The sequence below is a fragment of the Streptomyces sp. NPDC044064 genome (assembly GCF_056434245.1).
The window spans coordinates 212,702-233,631 of record NZ_JBWKFN010000006.1; the positions used below are offsets into that span (position 1 = coordinate 212,702).

At 73.3% G+C, this 20,930-nt stretch carries 16 protein-coding genes; 14 read left to right on the forward strand and 2 right to left on the reverse strand.

Annotation, left to right across the window (positions count from 1 at the left end; translation table 11 throughout):
- Positions 1-57 precede the first annotated feature (57 nt).
- Complete coding sequence (locus AC07DS_RS12495; protein ID WP_479144530.1) at positions 58-573, forward strand: YbaK/EbsC family protein; 516 nt, start codon at positions 58-60, stop codon at positions 571-573.
- Positions 570-1,415, forward strand: coding sequence for an EamA family transporter (locus tag AC07DS_RS12500; protein WP_479144532.1), 846 nt, complete (start codon positions 570-572; stop codon positions 1,413-1,415). The genes AC07DS_RS12495 and AC07DS_RS12500 overlap by 4 nt, the downstream gene beginning before the upstream one ends.
- A gap of 151 nt (positions 1,416-1,566) precedes the next feature.
- Here AC07DS_RS12500 and AC07DS_RS12505 read toward each other — a convergent pair whose 3' ends face one another.
- Positions 1,567-2,904 carry a COG1470 family protein gene (locus tag AC07DS_RS12505; protein ID WP_479144534.1) on the reverse strand — a complete coding sequence of 446 codons (1,338 nt, stop codon included), beginning with the start codon at positions 2,902-2,904 and terminating at the stop codon, positions 1,567-1,569.
- A 233-nt stretch (positions 2,905-3,137) separates the two neighbouring features.
- Here AC07DS_RS12505 and AC07DS_RS12510 point away from each other — a divergent pair, with 233 nt between their 5' ends.
- From AC07DS_RS12510 to AC07DS_RS12525, 4 genes are all read left to right on the forward strand, one after another.
- Positions 3,138-3,830, forward strand: coding sequence for a helix-turn-helix transcriptional regulator (locus AC07DS_RS12510; RefSeq protein ID WP_479144536.1), 693 nt, complete (start codon positions 3,138-3,140; stop codon positions 3,828-3,830).
- Between the two features lie 195 nt (positions 3,831-4,025).
- Positions 4,026-7,187, forward strand: coding sequence for a hypothetical protein (locus AC07DS_RS12515; RefSeq protein WP_479144538.1), 3,162 nt, complete (start codon positions 4,026-4,028; stop codon positions 7,185-7,187).
- Entirely contained in the window at positions 7,184-7,891 is a 708-nt protein-coding gene (locus AC07DS_RS12520) for a Pvc16 family protein (protein ID WP_479144540.1), read from the forward strand. Before AC07DS_RS12515 ends, AC07DS_RS12520 begins: the two co-directional genes overlap by 4 nt.
- 125 nt (positions 7,892-8,016) lie before the next feature.
- Positions 8,017-10,044 carry an ATP-binding protein gene (locus AC07DS_RS12525; RefSeq protein WP_479144542.1) on the forward strand — a complete coding sequence of 676 codons (2,028 nt, stop codon included), beginning with the start codon at positions 8,017-8,019 and terminating at the stop codon, positions 10,042-10,044.
- Between the two features lie 20 nt (positions 10,045-10,064).
- Here the strand turns inward: AC07DS_RS12525 and AC07DS_RS12530 are convergent, their stop codons facing one another.
- A complete protein-coding gene (locus AC07DS_RS12530; protein ID WP_479144544.1) occupies positions 10,065-11,627 on the reverse strand; it encodes an eCIS core domain-containing protein in 1,563 nt (520 codons plus the stop codon).
- Positions 11,628-11,877: 250 nt separating this feature from the next.
- On the opposite strand from AC07DS_RS12530, the gene AC07DS_RS12535 reads away from it, so the two are divergent.
- From AC07DS_RS12535 to AC07DS_RS12570, 8 genes are all read left to right on the forward strand, one after another.
- The gene (locus AC07DS_RS12535; protein ID WP_479144546.1) at positions 11,878-13,437 is read left to right on the forward strand and encodes a phage tail sheath family protein; all 1,560 of its coding nucleotides are present in this window, start codon (positions 11,878-11,880) and stop codon (positions 13,435-13,437) included.
- Positions 13,438-13,472: 35 nt separating this feature from the next.
- Entirely contained in the window at positions 13,473-13,913 is a 441-nt protein-coding gene (locus AC07DS_RS12540) for a phage tail protein (RefSeq protein WP_145876475.1), read from the forward strand.
- Positions 13,910-14,404 carry a hypothetical protein gene (locus AC07DS_RS12545; protein ID WP_336110474.1) on the forward strand — a complete coding sequence of 165 codons (495 nt, stop codon included), beginning with the start codon at positions 13,910-13,912 and terminating at the stop codon, positions 14,402-14,404. The genes AC07DS_RS12540 and AC07DS_RS12545 overlap by 4 nt, the downstream gene beginning before the upstream one ends.
- A complete protein-coding gene (locus tag AC07DS_RS12550; protein WP_479144548.1) occupies positions 14,401-14,559 on the forward strand; it encodes a DUF6760 family protein in 159 nt (52 codons plus the stop codon). The genes AC07DS_RS12545 and AC07DS_RS12550 overlap by 4 nt, the downstream gene beginning before the upstream one ends.
- A 4-nt stretch (positions 14,560-14,563) precedes the next feature.
- A complete protein-coding gene (locus AC07DS_RS12555) occupies positions 14,564-17,863 on the forward strand; it encodes a hypothetical protein (RefSeq protein WP_479144550.1) in 3,300 nt (1,099 codons plus the stop codon).
- Positions 17,864-17,896: 33 nt separating this feature from the next.
- The gene (locus AC07DS_RS12560) at positions 17,897-18,322 is read left to right on the forward strand and encodes a phage tail protein (RefSeq protein ID WP_145876481.1); all 426 of its coding nucleotides are present in this window, start codon (positions 17,897-17,899) and stop codon (positions 18,320-18,322) included.
- Positions 18,323-18,385: 63 nt separating this feature from the next.
- Positions 18,386-19,108, forward strand: coding sequence for a CIS tube protein (locus AC07DS_RS12565; RefSeq protein ID WP_145876483.1), 723 nt, complete (start codon positions 18,386-18,388; stop codon positions 19,106-19,108).
- Entirely contained in the window at positions 19,105-20,928 is a 1,824-nt protein-coding gene (locus AC07DS_RS12570) for a VgrG-related protein (protein ID WP_479144552.1), read from the forward strand. The genes AC07DS_RS12565 and AC07DS_RS12570 overlap by 4 nt, the downstream gene beginning before the upstream one ends.
- Positions 20,929-20,930 lie beyond the last annotated feature (2 nt).

The following is a 20,930-nucleotide window of genomic DNA, read 5'->3' on the forward strand; positions in this document are numbered from 1 at the left end:
GCGGCCGCACGGAAAACCCCGTGAGCGCGGCTCGGGCGATGTCGTAGCGTGCCCACCATGACGACGACAGCCGCCACTGACGCCGAAGAGTCCGGAGCCCACCCCCGGTTCGCCGAAGCCCTCCGCGCGCTCGGTCTCGAGGAACTCCTCGCCCGCACCCGCCGGTTCCCGGAGGCCACCCGCACCGCCGCCGAGGCCGCCGCAGCCCTCGGGTGCGAGCTGAGCCGGATCTGCAAGTCGCTGGTCTTCGCGGCGGACGGGGTGCCGGTGCTGGTGCTGATGGACGGGGCCTCGCGGGTGGACGTGGAGCGGGTGCGCGAGGTGCTGGGGGCCGGGAAGGTCACCCGGGCCGACGCCGACGTCGTACGCGAGACCACGGGCTACGCCATCGGCGGCGTACCGCCGTTCGGCCACCGCACCCGCACCCGGGTCCTCGCCGACCGCTCGCTGCTCGCGCACGACGTGGTGTGGGCGGCGGCCGGGACACCGCACACGGTCTTCCCGATCGAGCCGAAGGCACTCGTCGCCCACGCCGGTGCCGAACCGGTGGACGTCCGCGAGCAGACCGCGTGACGCCGCTGGTCACCGCGGCGGTGCTGCTCGCCGCGGTCACCCACGCCAGCTGGAACGCCATCGCGCACCGCATCACCGACAAACTGGTCGGCTTCACGCTGATCTCCGGCGGCGGCATGTTCATCGGGCTCGCGGCGGCGCCGTTCGTGGCGTTTCCCGCGGGTGCGGCCTGGCCGTACCTGCTCGCCTCCTCGTGCGTGCACATCGCCTACTACGCCCTGCTGATGACCTCGTTCCGGCTGGGCGACTTCGGGCAGACGTACCCCATCGCGCGCGGCAGCGCACCGCTGGTGGTGACCGTGCTGGCGGCGGTGTTCGCGCACGAGGTGCCCGGCGCGTGGGCGGCGGCCGGGATCGTCGTGTCGTGCGTCGGGCTCACCGGCGTCAGCCTGTGGGGACTGCGCGGCCACCGGCCCAACTGGGCGGCGATCGGAGCCGCCCTCGCGACCGGTCTGACCATCGCCGTGTACACGGTGATCGACGGCCTGGGCGTACGCGCCTCGCACGCGCCGCTCGGCTACATCGCCTGGCTGATGGCCGTTCAGGGGGTCTTCGTGCCCGCGTACATGTACGCACGCGTGCGCGGTGACACGGTCCGGCAGCTACGGCCGTACGCCTTCGTCGGCCTCCTCGGCGCCGCCCTGTCCGTCGCCGCGTACGCCCTCGTCCTGTGGGCCCAGACCCGTGCCGCCCTCGCCCCCATCGCCGCCCTGCGCGAGTCCTCGATCATCGTGGGCGCGGCCATCGGCGCCCTGTTCTTCAAGGAGCGCTTCGGCGCGCCGCGGATGGCCGCGGCCGGTCTGCTGGTCGTGGGGATCGGGCTGATGCTGCACGCGGGGTAGCGAGCGCCCCGGCAGACGGGACCGACCTGTTCCTTTCGGTAACAGTGTGGTTTTTGGTCCGGGATTGCCGATTTCAGGCCGGAACAAAATCCAACCCTTTACATAAGCCCTCAGTAACGATCGACAATGGCCCGGAATCGGAAGGACCGGTTCATTCCCCGGTGCGGCTGAGCACTCCGCTGACGTTCAGGACCTCGTGGCACCCCTGTGCCTGACGGCCCGTGGCCGGTGTGCCGGGCTTCGCGCACGTCACGTTGATGGTCACGCTGTCGTTCGCGGGGATCTTGATGGGGGTCACCCAGTGGTAGTCCTGGTTCCGGAAGGTCTCCAGCGCGATCGTGGTGATCTTGCGCTCGCCGAACGTGATCGTCAGCACCCCCTCGTCGCCCTGGAAGTTGGCGACGACGATGTCCGTGACCCCGAAGACACTGTCCTCGGGCACCTTGTAGGTACCGGTCCTGGTCTGCCCGCCGGACGTCTTCAGATCGATGGTCGCCGAGCTCTGCCGGCCGGCGCCGCCCGAGGTGCCGTCGCCGCCCGAACCGCCGTCACCGCCGGTTTTGGACGGTGCCCCCGAGGCCTTGCCGCCGGGCTTGTTGTTCCCACCGGTGCCCGCCGAGTCCCCGGCACCCTGGTCCCCGGCGGTCGTGGGACGGGGCTGAACCGCTTCGTGGGCCGCTTCCTTGGCGGCGCTGCGCACCGCCGGACGGACCAGCGTGAACCAGGCGAGCAACAGCGCGAGCAGCGCGGCGAGCAGCGCGAGCAGCCACTTCGGGAAGACGGGTATCTGGACGAACTCCGCGTCCAGCGGCGCCCGTACGACGGGCTCGTCCCGCCCGGACTGCGCGGCCTCCTCCCGGTCCCCGGTCTCGGCGGTGTCCACGGTGAACGGCCACACCACGGGATTGCCGAACCACACCGGCTTGGCCGTGCGGACCCGCAGCACGACCTCCGTCGACTCACCGGGCTCCAGCTTCGGCTCCGCCGGGGCGAAGACGAACCCCAGCTCCTCGCCGGCCTGGCCGGGAGTGAAACCCACCTGCACCGGGGTGTTGCCCTGGTTGCGCACGGCCAGCCGGTAGCGGCCGCGCAGCCAGCCGCGCCGGCGGCGCGGGGCCAGCTCGGTCTGCAGCTCGTGGAACTCCTGGACGTGCACGGTGGTTTCGAGGACCCGCACCGACTCGGGGTGCTCGGTCGGCAGCACCCGCACACCGAGCGGCTTGTCGCCGGCCCGGATCTCCGGGGAGCGCGGCGGCGCCAGACGGAGCGTCACCGTCTCGGACGTGCCGGGGTACAGCGAGACACGCGCGGGTTCCACCGTGGTCCAGGGGGCGCAGTCCCCGACGACCTCCAGGGTGTACGCCTCGACGATGTCACTGTCGTTGCGCACGGTCAGGGTGGTGGTGGCGATGTCGCCCGGCGTCACCGTCACGGCCGGGATGTCGAGGCCGGGCGCACCGGGTCCGGAAGAGGCTGCGGAAGGCGTCACGCCAGCACGCTAGGAGAGCGCTCCCGAGCGCGGCGAGGAGCGCGAGGGCAACATCCGGGCAGTCACGGTGCCCGTGAAGTCAAATCGAACAGCTTTGTGACAGCGGGTCGTTGATGTGGCGCGCCGCCTCCCGGGCGCCGCCCTCCCGTGGTCGCCTCGAGATGCATTTCTTACCCCCCATGAACTCATGAAGCAGGTACACCATGTCCCGTGTTGAGGAGAACGGTCCTGTTATGTCCGACGCCACGTCACATGCTGCCGCTCGGATCGACTCGACCTACCGGACCTCCCGCCCGGATCGCCCGAACCGGGTGACGGTGGCCGTCTACGCCGCCGATCCCGTCCTGCGCACCGGCATCGTCCAGCAGCTGCGCCAGCGCCCCGAGATCGACCTGGTGGAGGAGGCCGCCGCGGACCGGGCCCAGGTGTCACTGGTGGTCGTGGACAGCGTCGACGACGACGTCGCCGCCCTGCTCAACCGGCTGCGGCACAACAACGCCACGCACACGGGCCTCGTGGTCGGCGCCCTCGGCGCCGGCGGACTGCAACGCGTCATCGAGTGCGGCGTCGCGGCGGTGCTGCGCCGCGCCGAGGCCGATCAGGACCAGCTCCTGCGCCTGGTCCTGGCGCTGGCCAACGGCGAAGGAGTGCTGCCCGGCGACCTGCTCGGCAAGCTGCTCTCCCACGTCGGCAGCCTGCAGCGCTCGGCGCTCGACCACGGGAGCCTGTCCCTGTCCACCCTGACGACGCGCGAGGCGGACATGCTGCGCCTGGTGTCGGAGGGCCTGGACACCGCGGAGATAGCCCGCAAGACCGCGTACTCCGAACGAACCGTCAAGAACGTCCTGCACGAGATCATCACCCGGCTGCAGCTGCGCAACCGGGCCCACGCAGTCGGCTATGCGCTGCGCAACGGACTGATCTGACCGACGGCGCCGTCGGACCGGGCCGAGGGCTGATCCGGCGGCCGGCCCGGCGACGGCAGGGAACCCGGCACTGCCCGAAAGCGCACCGCGCGCTTCCCCCGGGTACGGCCCCGCCGCCCTGCCGCGCCGCGCGCGGCCGGTGCACGGTGGCGGGGGCACATCCGGATGCCGCACCACACTGCGAAGGGGACCGCGATGGAAACCGCTGGCTCCGGCGGGCGGTACCGCCTGGGGAGACTCGGCTCGGCCTTGCTGCTGCTCGTCCCGCTGCTCGGCGTGGCCGCGGCCGCCGGGCCGGGCAGCGCCGAACCCCGGGCGAGGGCGGCCGACGCCGCGGCCACCCGGGTCGCGTACGCCGGCACCCGGCACCGCAGTCTCGGCCGGGTCGCCACCACCACCTCCAGCACACCGCTGTTCGGCGCGGGCCCGGCCCACAACGACGTCCAGCCGTCCGCCCTCGGCGACCAGATGGTCTTCGCCGGCCGCCGTGACGAGAAGAACCCGCAGATCTACCTGCGGTCCGCCGACGGTTCGGTCAGCCGGCTCACCAGGGGCATGGACGCGGCACACCCCCGGCTGACGCCGGACGGCCGGGCCGTGGTGTTCGACTCGGCCCGGTCCGGCGGCCCGGACGGCCGGACACAGCGCGACCTGTGGCTGGTGCGCACCGACGGCACCGGCCTGACCCGGCTGACCGACACACCCGCCGACGAGGAGTGCCCGACGGTGTCCCCGGACGGGCAGCGCCTGGCCTACTCCAGCGACAGCGACCCGGTGGCCGGCCGGCAGATCTACGTCCGGCCCCTGAACGGCGGAACCGCCACCCGGGTCACCGATCCGGCGAACGGCACGGCCACCGAACCGGCGTGGAACCCGGTGAACGACGACGAGAACCGGAACTGGATCGCGTACACCGCCACGACCACCGTCGACGGGCGGTCCGTGCCCCGGCTGCGGGTGACGAACGCGGAAGGCACCGGTGACGAGCCGCTCCTCGGGGGCGCGCGGGCCCAGTGGCGTGCCCACGGGGCAGCATGGCTGCCCGACGGGGACGGGGTGCTGTTCCTGAGCCCGGAGATCACCTGTGAGTGCGAGGGCGACTGGGACCACGTGTTCCGGGCGGACGCCCACTCCGACCAGGTCCCCAAGCTGGAACTCAACGAGAACCGCGAGGTCCTCTCACCCACCTGGCTCGGCCCGCTCGACGGCGGCGGCGTGGTCGTGGAGCGCACCTCGGCGGCCACCCCGCACACGGTGACCCTGCAGGACATCCGGATGGACGGGGCCGACCCGCGCGACCTGGGGCTGACGATCCTCGACGAGGACCCCGCGGCCGACACCAACACCGATCCCGCCAAGGACCCGCTGTTCCAGCCCGCGGCCGGGCACGACCCGTGGACCGAGCGGCAGAACTACACGCCCGACGGCCGCCGGATCGTCGTCACCCGCTTCGAGAACAACGCCGACGGCCGGCGGATCGAGCGGATCTGGATGACGGACGCCGACGGTTCCAACGCCGCCCCCCTGCCGCTGGCGGGACGCGGGGCGAACGACTGGGACACCGACCCGACGTTCTCCCCGGACGGCAAGTACCTGGCCTTCACCCGGACTTCGCCGGGAGGAGCCGGTCAGGACGCCGGACCCAGCCGCATCCTGATCGCGGAGGCCGCCACCGGCGCGATCACCGGGGAGATCACCCCGCCGGCCGGGCAGCTCCAGGGCCAGGACGCCCAGCCGACCTGGTCCTCCGACGGCACCACCCTGGCCTTCACCCGCAACATGGAGATCAACGGGGGCGGCGGCGACAAGCACATCTGGACCGTGCCCGTGAACGACCTGACCAGGCAGCGCGACCTGAGCGCCAGGATCTGCCCGGGCAGCTGCGAGGTCATCGACGACAGCCCGGCGTTCTCCCCGGACGGTCTCGGCATCGCCTTCAACCGCAAGAACGGCGCCGGCCGGATCGACGAGCGGAACGGCATCCTCCTGACGTCGCTGTCCGGCGGCGACTGCCAGGTGCTGCTGCCCACCGCCGCCCGCGGCCTGCCCGGCGCCTGCGGCCGGGAACTGCCGGAGAACACCGGCCCGTTCCAGCCGCGGGACGCCGCCTGGACGGCCGACGGCAAGGGGCTGGTGATCAGCGCCCGCCCCAGTCGCCCGGTCAACACCCCCGAGAAACTCAAGCTCCTGGACATCGCGTCCGGCAGGCTCACGAAGCTCACGACCGAACTCCCGGGCCGGCAGAAGGAACCCAGCGTCCAGCAGTCCGTGGACCTCGCCGTCAAGGCGCCCGGCACCGTCCCGGAGGTGACGGTCGGTGACTCCACCACGGTCCGCGTCGACGTCGTGAACAACGGCCCCGCCGCCTCACCCGGCACCCGGCTGACCATCGCCCCGCCGTCCGGCGTGCGCATCACCCGGATCACCTGGTCCGGGGGCACCTGCGACGCCGCCTCCCTCCAGTGCGACGTCGGCGTGGTGCCGCCCGGCACGACCGTTCCGGTGGACGTCACCCTCACCGGGGTCACCGCCGGCGACGCGCCCGTCGACTGGTCGGTCACCGGCACGGTCCTGGATCCGCGGCCCAGCGACAACGCGGGCCGGACCGTGGTGCCGGTGCGTGCGGCCACGCCGCCCCCGACCCCCACGCCGACCCCGACCCCGACTCCGAAGCCGCCGCCCACCGTGCCGCCGAAGCCGCAGGAGCCCAAGGCCGGGCCCGGGGTGCGCGTCACGGCCCAGCCGAACCCCGGCTACGTCGGCGGGCGCGTGGTCGTGACGTACACGGTGCACAACGGCCGCAACGCGCTGGCGACCGGTCTGCGGCTGCGCATCGGCCTGCCCAAGGGCATCCCGAACAGCGGGCCACCGGAGGGCTGCGACCGCTCCTGGGTGTGCGCGCTGCCGGACCTGACACCGGGCGCGAGCACCGTCGTACGCGTCGTGCTCAGCCCCGACAAGGCGCTGACCGGCCGCGTCACCGGCGTCCTCACCACCACCGGCACGGACGCCGACAAGAGCGACAACACCGCACGGCAGCGGCTGCGCATCCTGCAGCCGCGCATCATCGCGGTGCCGGACATCGGCAAGCCCGGATTCGTCACCTCGGTGCGCGGCAAGGACTTCCCGCCGGGCGTGCCGGTGCGGTTCACCTGGAAGCCGGGGATCACCGCTGCGGCGGCGCCGACCGTTCCGAAGCCGGACGGCACGTTCATCGGCCAGCTGCTCATCCTCGCCAAGGACCAGACGGGACCGCGCGTCATCACCGCCAAGGGCCCCGGGTTCTCCCCGGTGACCACCGACTTCCTGGTGGTCAGCGGCAGCGTGCAGCCGCCGGACGAGGTGACCCGCCGATGATCCACGAGGTCGACGAGGGGCTGCGCCGCCTGCTCGGCGAGTCGGGCCTGGAGACATCGGGTGTCGACGTGGCCTTCGACTCCCCCACCCGGGACTGGGCGGCGCGCCGCAGCGCCCCGACGGTGTGCGTCTTCCTGTACCACATCCGCGAGGACGCGACCCGGCGCGGCAGCGGCGCCGGGGAGGTGTACGACGAGGACGGGTATCTCGTGGCGCGGCGCAGCCCGCCGCGCTGGTTCGAGCTGACGTACCTGGTCACGGCGTGGGCGAACCGCCCGCAGGACGAACACCGGCTGCTCTCGCAGGTGCTCACCACTCTGGTCGCCAACGACACGCTTCCCGCGCGGCTGCTCACCGGCACCCTCGCCGAACTCGGCCTGACCGTGGGACTGGACACCGCCGGGGCCGCGCTCGACGCACCGGCCGCCTCCGACGTGTGGTCGGCGCTGGGCGGGGAGATGAAGGCCTCGCTCGCGGTGCGGGTACGGGCACCGCTCGCCGGCGTGACCGCGGCCGCCGCACCACCGGTCACCGAAGGCCTGGTCATCCGCTCCGCGGCCGGGCGCGAGGGCGAAGAAGTGACGTCCGGGCGCCGGCTGCGCTACACGGAGGCCGGCGATCCGGGTCCGGAGGGCTTCACCGGCCCGCGCGAACGGCCGCCCGCCCCCGCCCGACGCCGCCGCCGAGGAGACCGCCAGCCGTGACACACACCGCCGAAGATGTCGTCGCGGACGCCCGAGCCGACGTCCGCCCTGGTGCTGGTGCTGGTGCTGGTGCTGGTGCTGGTGCCGTCTCCGCCGACGTGGACCACCTGTGGACACGGCTTCGCGTGGTCGAGGAGCGTGTGCGGCACGCGGTGGCGGTTCGCCGGGCCGGCGACCCCGACCCCGACGACCCGTACCGGGGCCAGTACCTCACGCCCGAGGCGGCGGCCCGCATCCTGGACGAGCCGGGCGGCCTCGGCGTACCCGCGCACGAGCCGGGGCGGCCGCCCGCCGGGTCCGTCCTCGACGGCCTCGCCCGGCGGTTCGGGCTGTCCCCGCTCGACCTGGACCTGCTCCTGGTCGCGTTGGCACCCGACCTCGACGCACGCTTCGAGCGGCTCTACGGCTACCTCAACGACGACCTGACACGACGACGCCCCACGGTCGGGCTCGCCCTGGAACTGTGCGGGCTCGCCGGGGCGGCGTCCGCCCGGTTCCGGCTCGTTCCGGGCGCCCCGCTGATCGCGGGCGGTCTGATGGAGGTCACGGAGCCCGAACGGCCGCCACTGTCACGGGGGCTGGCGGTCTCCGACCGGGTCACCGGGCATCTGCTGGGCAGTGCCCGGCCCGACGCCCGGCTCGCCGGGATGCTCGGCGAGGCCCGTGAGGACCCGACCGCCGAGGCGGCCGACGTCCACCGCACGGCGGCCGCGGCCGGCACCGGCGTCGGTCTCGTCCATCTGCGCAGCCGGGGCGGCGATGCGGCGGGTCTCGCCGTCGCCGCCCTGCGTGCGGCCGGGCTGCAACCGCTCGTCCTGGACGCGGTGGCCCTCGCCCGGCGCCCGGCCGACGTACCGGAACTCGCCCGGATCACCGCCCTCGAAGCCCGCCTCACCGGCGCCGGAGTCGTCCTCGGCCCCCTGGAGGCGCTCCCCGGGGAGCCTGTCGAACGGGCCGCCGCACTAGGGGTGTTGTGCGCGACGCTGCGGGGGATCCCCCTGATCACGCACGGCACGGTCGGCTGGGCCCCGGAGTGGGCAGCCGACACCCCCGTCGCCCTGACCGTGCCGGCGCCCTCGCCCGGACGGCAGGCCGCGCGCTGGCGGCACGCCCTCGAAGGGGCGGCCGGCAACATCTCGGGCGACGACCTCGCGACCGATGACGTGGAAGCGCTCGCCGAGGCCGTCGCCGCGCACCGCCTGGACTCCGGGCAGCTGCGCCGCGCCGCCGACGTGGCGGTGCGCACGGCCGCCCTCGCGGGGCGTCCGGTCCGCCCCGACGACCTGCGCACGGCCGCACGGGCCCAGAACGGCGCGGGGCTCGAGCGGCTCGCCCGCCGGGTGGAACCGGGCGTCGGCTGGGACGACCTGGTGCTGCCGCCGGCCACCCACCGGCGGCTGCGCGAACTCGCGCTGCGCGCCCGCCACCGCGAGCAGGTGCTCGGGCAGTGGGGGATGCGGCCCGGCGGCGGCCGGGGACGCGGCGTGATCGCGCTCTTCGCAGGGGAGTCGGGCACCGGCAAGACCATGTCCGCCGAGGTCGTCGCCGCCGACCTGGGCATGGACCTGTACGTGGTGGACCTGTCCACGGTGGTGGACAAGTACGTGGGGGAGACCGAGAAGAACCTGGAACGGATCTTCACCGAGGCGTCGGCGGTCAACGCGGTGCTGCTCTTCGACGAGGCCGACGCCATCTTCGGCAAGCGCTCGGAGGTGAAGGACGCACACGACCGGCACGCCAACATCGAGTCGGCGTACCTGCTCCAGCGCATGGAGTCCTTCGACGGGATCGCGGTGCTGACCACCAACCTGCGGGCCAACCTCGACGAGGCGTTCACCCGCCGCCTGGACGTCGTGGCGGACTTCCCGGTGCCCGATGCCGGCCAGCGCCTCGCCCTGTGGGAGCGCTGCCTGGGCGACCGGCTGCCCCGCGCCGAGGACCTGGACCCAGCCTTCTGCGCCGACCGCTTCGAACTCGCCGGCGGCTCCATCCGCGCCTGCGCGGTGACCGCGGCCTACCTCGCGGCCGAGTCCGGCAGCCCGCTCACCATGCGGCAACTGGTGACGGCGGTCGCGCAGGAGTACCGCAAGCTGGGACGGCTGGTCCTGGAGGGCGAGTTCGGGCCCTACCTGGCGGACGCCGTCGACGCCTGAGACGCGGACCGAGGAAGACCTCAGTCGGAGGCCTTCTTCCACTTGGCGCCCACTTTCACCCACCGTTCGAGGGCGGGCGGGGAGAGAATCGCGCCTCCGTACTCCTCTTCGTGGAGGCGCTGCGCCGCCCTCAGCTTGTTCGCAACGGCCTCCCAGTTGACGGTGGGTGCGCTCGCCATGCTCAGTGCGTCCTTCAGCTCGCTCGACCGTGGCGTCATCGCGCCCGAAGGCGTGTAGTTGAAGTCGCTTCCGGATCCAGGGTCGCCTGTCCTCGTGTCGCTCGCCGGCCCCATCTCCAGGTTGGCCGGCATGTTGTGCAGGGCTTTTTTGTTCGCCGCGGTCGAGTTGAGTACCTCCCGCATCTCGTCCAGGAACTCGAACAGCGGTTTCGCGTTCGCCCTGTCCTGCTCGGCCGAGGCGAGTACGGAGTCCAACTCGCTGCGGGAGATCTTGTGATGCAGGGTCGTCCTGTCGCCCCAGAGCGGATGCTCCGTCCGCATCTCCGCATGTGCCGAAGTGACCGCGCTCGCCGCCCAGTCACTGCTGCCGCCGCCCATGCCCGAGAACCCGGACGCGTGCTTCGCGGTTTCGATCTCCGCGAGGAAATCGCTCAGCATCGACTCGTCGTTCTTTACTTCGTCGAGCGTGAAAAGATCACTGTCGGGCATGATTCCTATCTGTTCGAGGATGTACTCCTTCTCGTTCTGCTTCTTTGCTTTGAACTCTTCGCTGAGTCCCTCGAAGTGCTCCATGATTTCCTCGAACAGAGTCTTCGAGGAAGTGGCCGCTGCTGCAGGTGGGTTGCCCCCCGCCTGATTCTTCGTCGTCTTCTTCTTCGGCATGCGCTGCACCTCGGCCGACGCCTCGGCCGTCCGGTGCGCGGCGTCGGCCGTGTGGTCGGCGACCGACCGCTGGACGTCCGCTCCGCCCCGCATCACCTGCTCGGCCTTGCGTTCGGCCGACCTCTCGAACCGGTCGGAGGGGTCGCTGATGCTCAGGCCCCTGCCGTTGTCGGTACCGGTCACAGCCCCGGCACGCTGCTGGCGGACGTGCTCCAGTTCGTGCGCGAGGGTCTTCTTGTCGATCGTGCCGCGGAACACGATGTGACGGGTGCCGGTGGTGTACGCCTCGGCCCCGACCGCCTCGGCGGAACGCCGGGCAGCGGCGCCGGTGTGGACCGCGACGTCGGAGAAGTCCTCGCCCGAGAAACGGGCTTCCATCTCCCGCTGCAGCGAGGCGGGCAGTCGGTTGCCGGCGGACCGCACCACGGAGTTCACCGCGTCGGCGGCGCTCGGCTGCGCCGCGGCTTCCCGGTCGTGTTCCGCGCCGTGCCGATGGTTCGAGTGAGAGTCCTCGTGCACCCCGGCGTCCGGCTGCTCCTGGGCGGACGCGCGCCGGGCGATCATGGCGGTGACCGCGGCGTTGCCCGAGCCGCGCTGCGCCGCCCGGAGCGCGTCGGCGGTGAGTGGCGGCGGCACGGCGGCGCCGCCCGCGGAAGTCTCCCGGCGGGCGGCGGCCGCGGCCGGGCCGCGTGTGGCCTGCCGGTTCTCGGTCTGCTCCGTGTGCGCCCCGGACGTCCGCAATTCGCTGCCTCCTAGTCGGCCGCACCCCTGCTGCGGTCCACCAGTGGACCGCCCGGGCGACCGGGACGTCCAGGCCCGTACGGGCAGAACGAGGGCAAGGCGGGGCGGCGGCCGGACCGCCCGAGCGGGCAGCCGAAGGCAGCGATCTTGCCCTCGGCAAGGTCCCCGCGTCCCTGTCACCGCGGCGGACCTCCCGCGCAGACTCGGCCTGGACACAGCTGACAGACCCGTAGGACGCGAAGGAGCGAGCATGCCGACGTACCTCACCCCGGGCGTGTACGTGGAGGAGGTGCAGTCCGGTGCCCGCCCGATCGAAGGGGTCGGCACCGCCGTCGCCGCGTTCGTGGGGTTCGCCGAGAGCGGCCCGTTCCACGCGCCGACGCTGGTCACCGGATGGGACCAGTACACCCAGCTGTTCGGTGGCTTCACCGAGGGCGCCTACCTGCCGCACGCGGTCTACGGCTACTTCGCCAACGGCGGCGGCGCCGCCTACATCGTGCGGATCGGCGGATCCGCCGAGGACACCTCCGCGCCGGCGGCCCAGGGCGCCAAGCGGCAGGACACCAAGGCCGTGGAACCGGCGGAACTCGGCGGCTTCCTGGTCGCGGCCAGGCCGGGCGTCCTCGGGGTGTCGGTGGAGGTCGCCGACGCGGACGGCGAGAACCCGCCGGAGGACCGCTTCAAGATCCTGGTCCGCCAGGGCGAGCAGGTGGCGGAGACGTACGAGGCGTCCGCCCGCAAGAACGTCAAGGGGTACCTGGTCAACCAGGTCCGCGCCTCCAAGCTGATCGAGGTCACCGAGCAGCGCGGTGCCACCCAGAGCAGGCCCGCCAACCAGACCGTGGCACTGGCCGACGCCCCGGCCGCGCCGGCCGTGCCCGGCGCAGGCGCGGTGTCCCGCCTCGACCCGGCCGAGTACGTCGGTGACGCCGGGGCCCGCACCGGGTTCGGCGGCCTGGAGACCATCGACGAGATCACCATGGTCGCGGTGCCGGACCTGATGAGCGCCTACCAGCGCGGCGACATCGACGCCGAGGGCGTGCGGACCGTGCAGCTCGCCGTGATCTCGCACTGCGAGCAGATGGGCGACCGGGTCGCCGTCCTGGACGCGCCGCCCGGGCTCACCGCCCAGCAGGTGCGCACCTGGCGCAACGACGAGGCGGGCTACGACTCCCGCTACGCCACCCTCTACTACCCGTGGGTGCGGGTCTTCGACCCGGCCGCCGGACGCAACGCCCTCGTCCCGCCGAGCGGTCACGTCGCCGGTGTGTGGGCGCGCAGCGACGTCGAGCGCGGCGTGCACAAGGCGCCCGCCAACGAGGTGATCCGCGGCGCGGTCGACCTGGAACTCCGGCTCAGCAAGGGCGAGCAGGACCTGCTCAACCCGATCGGCGTGAACTGCATCCGGGCCTTCCCCGGCCGGGGCATCCGGATCTGGGGCGCGCGCACCCTCTCCTCCGACCCGGCCTGGCGCTACCTGAACGTGCGCCGCCTGTTCAACTACCTGGAGGAGTCGATCCTCCTGGGCACCCAGTGGGTGGTCTTCGAGCCGAACGACGACCGGCTGTGGTCGAGCATCCGGCGCAACGTCACGGCGTTCCTCAGCGAGGAGTGGCGCCGGGGCGCCCTGTTCGGCCGCACCGCCGAAGAGGCCTTCTACGTGAAGTGTGACCGCGACAACAACCCGCAGGAGTCCATCGACCAGGGCCGGGTCGTCTGCGAGATCGGTGTCTCGCCGGTCAAGCCGGCCGAGTTCGTGGTCTTCCGGCTGGCCCAGTTCTCCGACAGCACCAGCCTCATCGACGAGTGACCCGCGGGTCCGCAAGGAAAAGGTGACAGACAGTCATGGCAACGGGAGATGCGCTTTCCACCCACGTCTTCGGTGTGCAGCTGGGCGGCTACCTGGTCGAGTCGATCCAGGAGATCAGCGGGCTGACCGTCGAAGAAGAGGTCGTCGAGGTCAAGCAGGTCAGCGCGGACGGCAAGCAGATCATCCGCAAGCAGCCCGGCGCCCGGCAGGCCGGCGAGATCACGATCACCCGGGGACTCGACAAGAGCAGTGAGTTCACCAAGTGGATCAAGGAGACGCTGAACAAGGGCGCCGTGAACTCCGCGCGGCAGAACCTCACCATCGAGATCAAGGACTCCGAGGGCAGCACGGTCCGCCGTATCCAGCTGCTGCAGGGCTGGGCCTCCAAGTGGGAAGGCCCCTCCCTGAAGGCGGGCGAGTCGTCCCCGGCCACCGAGTCCGTCACGATCGTGTTCGAGGAGATCGTCGTCGAATGAGGCGTCGTACGGTGACGGCGGGCAACCTGGAGGAGATACTCCAGGTCACGGCACCCGCCGCGGCTCCGGAGCAGGCGGCCGCCCCGGCCGCCGCCCCGGCGCCGCCCCGGGAGGACCACGGTCTGCGCACCGAGTTCGAGTTCGAGCTGCCGCGCGGGTACGTCGACGAGGCGGGCACGGTGCATCGCCACGGCTCGATGCGCCTGGCCACCGCCCGGGACGAGCTGCGGCCCCAGATCGATCTGCGGGTCAAGGAGAACCCGGCGTACCTGAGCGTCGTGCTGCTGAGCCAGGTGATCACCCGGCTCGGGAACATCACCGACGTGCACGCCGGGGTCGTGGAACGGATGTATGCCACCGACGTCGCCTTCCTCCAGGACTTCTACCGCCGTGTCAACAGCGAGGGCCACACCCGTGCGGCGGTGACCTGCCCGCACTGCGACGGCGGCTTCGAGGTCGACCTCTCGGGTGGGCGCCTGGGGGAATCGTGACGTACGCCCTTCCCCGCCTCCGGGAGGAGATCGCGTACATCGCCTACCACTTCCACTGGCAACGCGAGGAGATCCTCGATCTGACCCACGGCGAACGCCGGCAGTGGGTGACCGAGATCGCCCGTATCAACACCCGCATGAACGAAGGCGGTTGAGCACATGGCATGGCGGGACAGGCTGCGCCGCCGGGCCGCCGGAGGACCGGACACCGCGGAGCGCCCGCGGCGTGCGGGGCGCACCGGCGCCCCGGCGGCCGGTCCGTCCGGCGAGGGTCCGGACCCGAGCGCGCCCGGCGGCTCGGGTTCCGCCACGCCGGTTCCCTCCGCCCCGGTTCCCTCCGTGCCGCACGACTGGGACGGCGGCTGGCGCCGTACCGCCGCGCCCGAACTGACCCTCTCCGGCGCCCCGCTCGGCGTCAGTGACGGACTCACCTTCCGCGCGGGCCTCGCCGCCTGGCAGAACCCGTCGTTCGACAACGGCCTCGGGCACGCCCTGCAGCCCACGGCCCCGACCGGGCTCATGCGGGGTGTCACGCGCCCGGCCGCCGCACAGCCCACCCACACCGGCGGTGGGCCGCTGCTGCTTCGGGCCCTGCGCCCCGAGGCAGCGGAGGGGCCGCAGGGCGACGGGACCACGGACGGCACGGCTCGGACGCCGGACGGCCGGACACCACAGGTCCAGCGCCGGGCGCGGACGGGGACGGGGACGCGGGCGTCAGGTCCCGCACCGTCCGCCTCGGAGCCGCGCGTCTCGACGGAGTCCGGTCCGGTCCCGTCCGGCCCGCTGCCTTCCGCCCCCGCCCTTGCCGTACGGCCCACCGCCGGCGGCTCCGGCGGCTCCGGCGGTACGGGAGCGGCGCAAGCGGGTTCGAGCCCGGAGCCCGTACCGGCGCGTCCCGGCGGCAACAGCGTGGCGGGGGAGGGGCGTTCGAGTGGCGCTCCGCGGGCCCGTGGCCTCACGTCCGGTGATTCCCCGGCCGTGCTCTCCTCGTCACCTCCCTCCGTCCAACGCGTCGCGGTGCCGGACGCGGCCCCGGTCGTGACTCCCACCGACACCGGCCGCCCGCCGGCCGCTCGGGAGATTCCGCCGGTACGACGTGTGGCGGTGCTCCCGGACACAGCGGTCGGCGGAGGTGTGGCCCGCTCCGCGTCCGACGGGTCCGCCCCGGCGAGACGGGCCGGCGCGCCCGAGCGGGACTCCGGGAGCGCATCCCGGCCGGCGGCAGGTTCAGGAGGCCGTACGCCCTCCGGCCCCACCGTCCGGACGACGGCTCCTCCGTCCGCTCGGGGAGCCGGAGAGCCGGAGGCATCCCGCGCCTCCGCCGCCGAGGCGTCCCAACCTGCCGTCCGACTACGCTCGGTGGGGACCCGGCTGACCGTCGCACGGCGCCCGGCCGGACCCGCGCGCCGCATCTCCGCCCTGCGGCCCACCGGCACCCCGGCGACCGCGGGCGGCACCGCTCCTGACGCGCCCGGTCCCACCTCCGCCACGACCGAACCGGCCGGTACGGGCGTTTCCCCGACCGCCCCCGTACAGCGTGCCGCCACCCGTACGGCGAGCCGCGCGCCCCTCGGCGCCCCGCTGAGCGAGTTGCCCGCCACGGCCGCACCGCCGGCGCGGGCCGCCTCCGCCCCACAGCCCCCGTCCGGCACCGGATCCGTGCCCGGTCAGGCACTTCCCGTCGTCCAGCGGCATGCCGAAGGCGCAGGCGAGGCCTCGCGCCCGGCCGACGGAGGTGCGAGCGGGACGGAGCGGGGTGCCTCGCGGCCGGCTGACGGCGGCGGGAGCGGGAGCGGGCGCGGGACGAGCCAAGGCGCCCCGCGCCCGAGCGGCGCACGTGCGCGAGGTGGTCTGGGCGCGCCGCTGCCCGCGTTGCCGCCGAGCGCCGACCTGACCGGTTCAGCCGCGTCCGGCGCCCGCGCCGCTCGTACGGCACCCGGCCCGGACGTCCAGCGTGCCCCGGCCCACCGGGACAGGGGTGCTCCCGCCCACCGGGACAGGGGTGCCGGAGCCGATCCGGCGCCGTCCGCGACGGATCGCGACCGGACTCCCGGCGAGGCCGTACCCCTCGGGCGAGGAGAGGGTGGAGCGGACGCGCCGCTGCTGGGGGCCGTCGACGTCCAGCGCAGCCTCGCGGACCAGCCGACCACCGCGGGCACCACGTCACCCCGCCCCGCGAGCCATGGAGACGCGCCGGCCACACCGTTGGTGACGCCTTCTGCGGTCGCAGTGCCGGAAGGCGTTGCGGGTACGGCAGGTTCGGCAGTCCCGGCAGGGAATGCGCCACGCTCCGGTGCGACCCCCGGCGGGCCGGTCCCGGTCGCCGTGTCCCGGGCCCTGGCCGAAACAGGCGCCGAACGCACTGACCGCACCGAACGCACTGAACACACCGAGCGCAGCCGGACCCCTGCCGCCGGACCGCCGTCGGCACCGGCGGTGCCCCCCTCCCCCGGCGCCGCGGGCGACCGGCGCCGGCCCCGCGGCGCGGCCGCCCCGCGCGCGCTCACCGCGACCGGGTCCGCAGCGCACGCCGTCCCTGCGGCGTCCCGCAGCCTCCAGTTGCTCCACGCGCGCCCGCTCACCGTGAACACCCGTGCTCCGGAAGGGGTGGCACAGCCCACCGCCTCCCGCACCGGCGGCCGTCCCGTCGTGGCCGCGCGCTGGCCCGGCGCGGCTGCCGCCCCGCAGGGCGAGCCCGCGCCGCCCACCGGGGCGTCCGCGCGGCCGTCCCGCAACGCGAGCCCGTCCGCAGGCACCCCGGCGACGTCTCAGGCGCAGCGGGCCGTGACCGTGCACGGACCGGAGAACTCGGCGGCACGAGACACCAGTTCCCCGGCGACGCCCCAGGTGCAGCGGGCCGCGACCGCGTACGGGCACGGGCCGGGCGGCTCGGTGGTGCGAAGCACCGGTTCTCCGGGGAACGTCCAGCGCGTACCGGTCGTACGGCCTGCACCGCCGGGGTCGCAGACCTCCGGGGCGCCGGCAGGGGCCACCGCCGTACCGGGGCGACCCCTGCCGGTGACCGCCCCGCAGGCGCCTCCCCTCCCGGACCGCCCGCAGGCCACGTCGGCACCGGCACCGGAAGGGACTGTTCCAGTGGTCCGGCCGAGGAACGTCGCGCCAGGCCCCCGAGCGACGGCGGGAGGCCACGGGAACAGCCCGGCGGCACCCGCGGTCCAGCGCGAGGTCTCCGGCTCAGGGAAGAGCGTGCCCAAGGGCGTACCGGCCAAGGCGGCACCGTCGCGCGGCAAGCAGCAGCCGCCCGGCACGTCCGCCACGTCCTCGACGTCCACCGCCTCCTCCAAGCGCACGCCCCACCGCGCCGAGGCACCGCAGGACCCCGGCATCGACCTGGACGACCTGGCGCGCCGTCTGCTGGACCCGATGGCCCGGCTGCTGCGCACCGAGCTGCGGCGCGGCCGGGAACGCACGGGCCGCCCCTACGACGGACGCCGCTGAGGGCACGGAACGGATCGGACGGATGACGGACGAATGACGGACAACATCTTCGCGACGAGCGTGTTCTTCCGGCTCGCGATCGGCGGCAACGACCTGGGTGCCTTCCACACCTGCTCCGGCATGGGCGCCGAGGTCGAGATGGAGAGCTACGCGGAGGGCGGCAACAACGACTTCACCTGGCAGCTTCCCGGCCGCGTGACCTGGTCGAACATCACGCTCACCCGGCCGGTCACCGCCGACACGGCGAAGATCGCCCGCTGGCTCGACGAGACGCTGCGGAGGGTGGAACCCAAGGACGGCGAGATCGTGGCGCTGCGGCCCGACCTGACCCGGATCATCAGCTGGCAGGTGTTCGGGATCGTCCCGGTGCGCTGGCAGGGCCCGTCCTTCGACCCCAACAGCTCGCAGGCCGCGGTGGAGACCCTGGAGATCGCCCACGAGGGGCTTCGCCCGTCCTGACCCGCCCTCACACACCGCCCCGCTCCTCGGTTTCGCCCTCCGTCCCGGAAAGGAAGTCCCGGCATGTCCCCAGCGTCCCGCTCCAGTCGGGCCAGGGCCCAGCTGACGCTGAAGGAGCCCCCGGCCTCCGTCGGCGCCAAGCCCGGCGGGACGATCGCGCGGCTGAACCTGCAGTTCAACCCCTCCACCCTGGAGCTGCGCAAGACCACCGAGTGGCGGCGCTCCCCGTCCCGGATGGCGGGGCAGTCGGCGCTGCCCGAGTTCGTCGGCAGCGGCCCGCGCGAGCTCAGCCTCGAGGTGTTCCTGGACGCCACCGCCACTCACGACAACTCCGTGGAACTGGCGGTGGAGAAGCTGATGAAGGCGTGCGTGCCGACGCCGGCCAGCCTGGGCCGCAAGAAGCCGGCCAGCCCGTGGGTGCGGTTCGAGTGGGGCACCGCGCGGACGACCTCGTTCGACGGGGTGCTCTCCAGTCTGTCGGTGACGTACACGCTCTTCGACGTGGACGGCAAGCCGCTGCGGGCCACCTGCGCGCTGTCGATCGAGGAGGCGAGCGTCGACCCGCCGGGCCAGAACCCGACGTCCGGCGCGCGCACCGCCCGCAGCACGCACACCGTCGTGGCGGGCGACAGCCTGGCCCTGCTGGCCTGGCGGGAGTACGGCGACGCGACGGCCTGGCGGGCCATCGCCGAAGCGAACGAGATCGACGACCCGATGGCGCTCGTACCCGGCACCGAACTGGTGGTGCCGGCGCTGCGGGACGCGGGCGCTGAGGAGGAGCGGTGAGCACATCCGGGGAACAGGGCGGCCGGTCGTTCGCGGCGGACCCGATCGTGGAGGCGCCCGGCGAACTTCCACCGATCTGGGCCGCCCAGCTGGTGAGTTGTGTGGTGGACGAGAACGTGGGCCTGCCGAACGCGGCGGTGCTCACCTTCCGCGACCCCGACCACGAGTTCCTGACGGCGACCGGCATCACCATCGGCACCCCGCTGCGGGTGTCGGTCGTGACCGTGAGCGGACAGGCACGCGAGCGGCTGTTCGACGGCGAGGTGACGGCCCTGGAGGTGGACCGGGACCGCACGGGCTCGTTCACGGTGGTGCGCGCCTACTCCAAGGCGCACCGCCTCCAGCGCGGCCGGAAGGTGGTGGCATACCGGAACATGACCGCGGCGGCCATCGTCCGCAAGGTGGCCGCCGGGGCCGGACTGGCCTGCGGAACCGTGCAGGCCGCGCCCGTCACGTACCAGCAGCTCTCGCAGGCGAACGTGTCCGACTGGGACTTCCTGCAGTTCCTGGCGGCCGAGAGCGGCGCGCAGGTGCGCGTCGACGACAAGGGGCTGCTCCAGTTCACCAGGCCGGAGAAGGCGTCCGGCGCGCCCGCGCCGTCGACCTCGGCCACCCGGAACCCGATGGTGCTGGAGTACGGGCGGAACCTGCTGGCGCTGCGGGCCTCGCTGTCGGCCGCGGACGGCGCGCAGCAGGTGGAGGTGCGCGGCTGGGACGTCACCACCAAGCGGCCGCTGGTGTCCCGGCAGCCGTCGGTGAACAGTGACACCGTGGTGCCGGGCCTGAGCCCGGCCGCCGCCGCCCGGCTCGGCAAGTCGTCGAAGCTGACCGTCACCGACACCCCGTACCGCACCCAGGCCGAGACGACCGCGGTCGCCGACGCGGTGGCCGCCCAGGTAAGTGCGGGCTTCGGCGAGCTGGAGGTGGTGGCCGAGGGCAACCCCAAGCTGCGGGCGGGCAAACCCGTGGCGCTCGGCAACGTCGGGCCGGCGTTCTCCGGCAAGTACACGGCGACGGCGGTGCAGCACGTCCTCGAACCGCAGGGCGGATACCGGACGACGGTGTGGGTCAGCGCGAGTCCGGACCGCTCGCTCACCGGCCTGGTGACCGGGGCCAACGCGCCGTCCCGCGGCCCGCGCATGCCGGGACTGGCGATCGGCGTCGTGACGGACGTACGCGAACCCGGCGGCTCCCAGCGCGGCGCGGTGAAACTGAAGTTCCCCTGGCTGGACGACACGTACGTCACCGACTGGGTGCGCACCGTGCAGTGGGGCGGCAAGGGCGGCGGCGGTGTGGTGAGTCCGGAGGTCAACGACGAGGTCCTGGTGGGCTTCGAACAGGGCCTGCTGGACAGCCCGTACGTCATCGGGGGCCTCTACAACGGCGTGGACGAGCCGTCGCCGCACGACGTCCCGCTGATCGACAGGACCAGCGGGAAGGTCAACCGCCGCTCCGTCGTGTCGCGTTCGGGACACCGGGTGGAGCTGCTGGACGCGAGGGCGCCGGGACCCTCCGGGGTGCGGCTGATGACCGGTGACGAGCGCCTCGAAGTGTTCCTCGACGACCGGCAGAACCGGATCGAGCTCACGGTGTATGCCGGGAAGGGCAGATCCGTCACCTCCGTCGTGCTCGACCGGAGCGGCATCACGCTGGACGCGAAGCAGGGCGACGTGACCGTGAAGGGCCGGCAGGTGGACATCACCGGGACGAACAAGGTGCAGATCGACGGCCGTTCGGTGGGCGTCAACGGCAAGTCGGACGTCACCGTCGACGGCGGTCTTCTCGGCGTCCTCAAGGCCAAGCTCATCCGGATCAACTGACC

Excerpts from the sequence above, each read along its gene's own strand:
- AC07DS_RS12545 (WP_336110474.1), top strand. The coding sequence starts at position 13,910 with ATGAGGCGTCGTACGGTGACGGCGGGCAACCTGGAGGAGATACTCCAG.
- AC07DS_RS12520 (WP_479144540.1), top strand. The coding sequence starts at position 7,184 with ATGATCCACGAGGTCGACGAGGGGCTGCGCCGCCTGCTCGGCGAGTCG.
- AC07DS_RS12495 (WP_479144530.1), top strand. The coding sequence starts at position 58 with ATGACGACGACAGCCGCCACTGACGCCGAAGAGTCCGGAGCCCACCCC.
- AC07DS_RS12540 (WP_145876475.1), top strand. The coding sequence starts at position 13,473 with ATGGCAACGGGAGATGCGCTTTCCACCCACGTCTTCGGTGTGCAGCTG.
- AC07DS_RS12515 (WP_479144538.1), top strand. The coding sequence starts at position 4,026 with ATGGAAACCGCTGGCTCCGGCGGGCGGTACCGCCTGGGGAGACTCGGC.
- AC07DS_RS12535 (WP_479144546.1), top strand. The coding sequence starts at position 11,878 with ATGCCGACGTACCTCACCCCGGGCGTGTACGTGGAGGAGGTGCAGTCC.
- AC07DS_RS12555 (WP_479144550.1), top strand. The coding sequence starts at position 14,564 with ATGGCATGGCGGGACAGGCTGCGCCGCCGGGCCGCCGGAGGACCGGAC.
- AC07DS_RS12565 (WP_145876483.1), top strand. The coding sequence starts at position 18,386 with ATGTCCCCAGCGTCCCGCTCCAGTCGGGCCAGGGCCCAGCTGACGCTG.
- AC07DS_RS12510 (WP_479144536.1), top strand. The coding sequence starts at position 3,138 with ATGTCCGACGCCACGTCACATGCTGCCGCTCGGATCGACTCGACCTAC.
- AC07DS_RS12560 (WP_145876481.1), top strand. The coding sequence starts at position 17,897 with ATGACGGACAACATCTTCGCGACGAGCGTGTTCTTCCGGCTCGCGATC.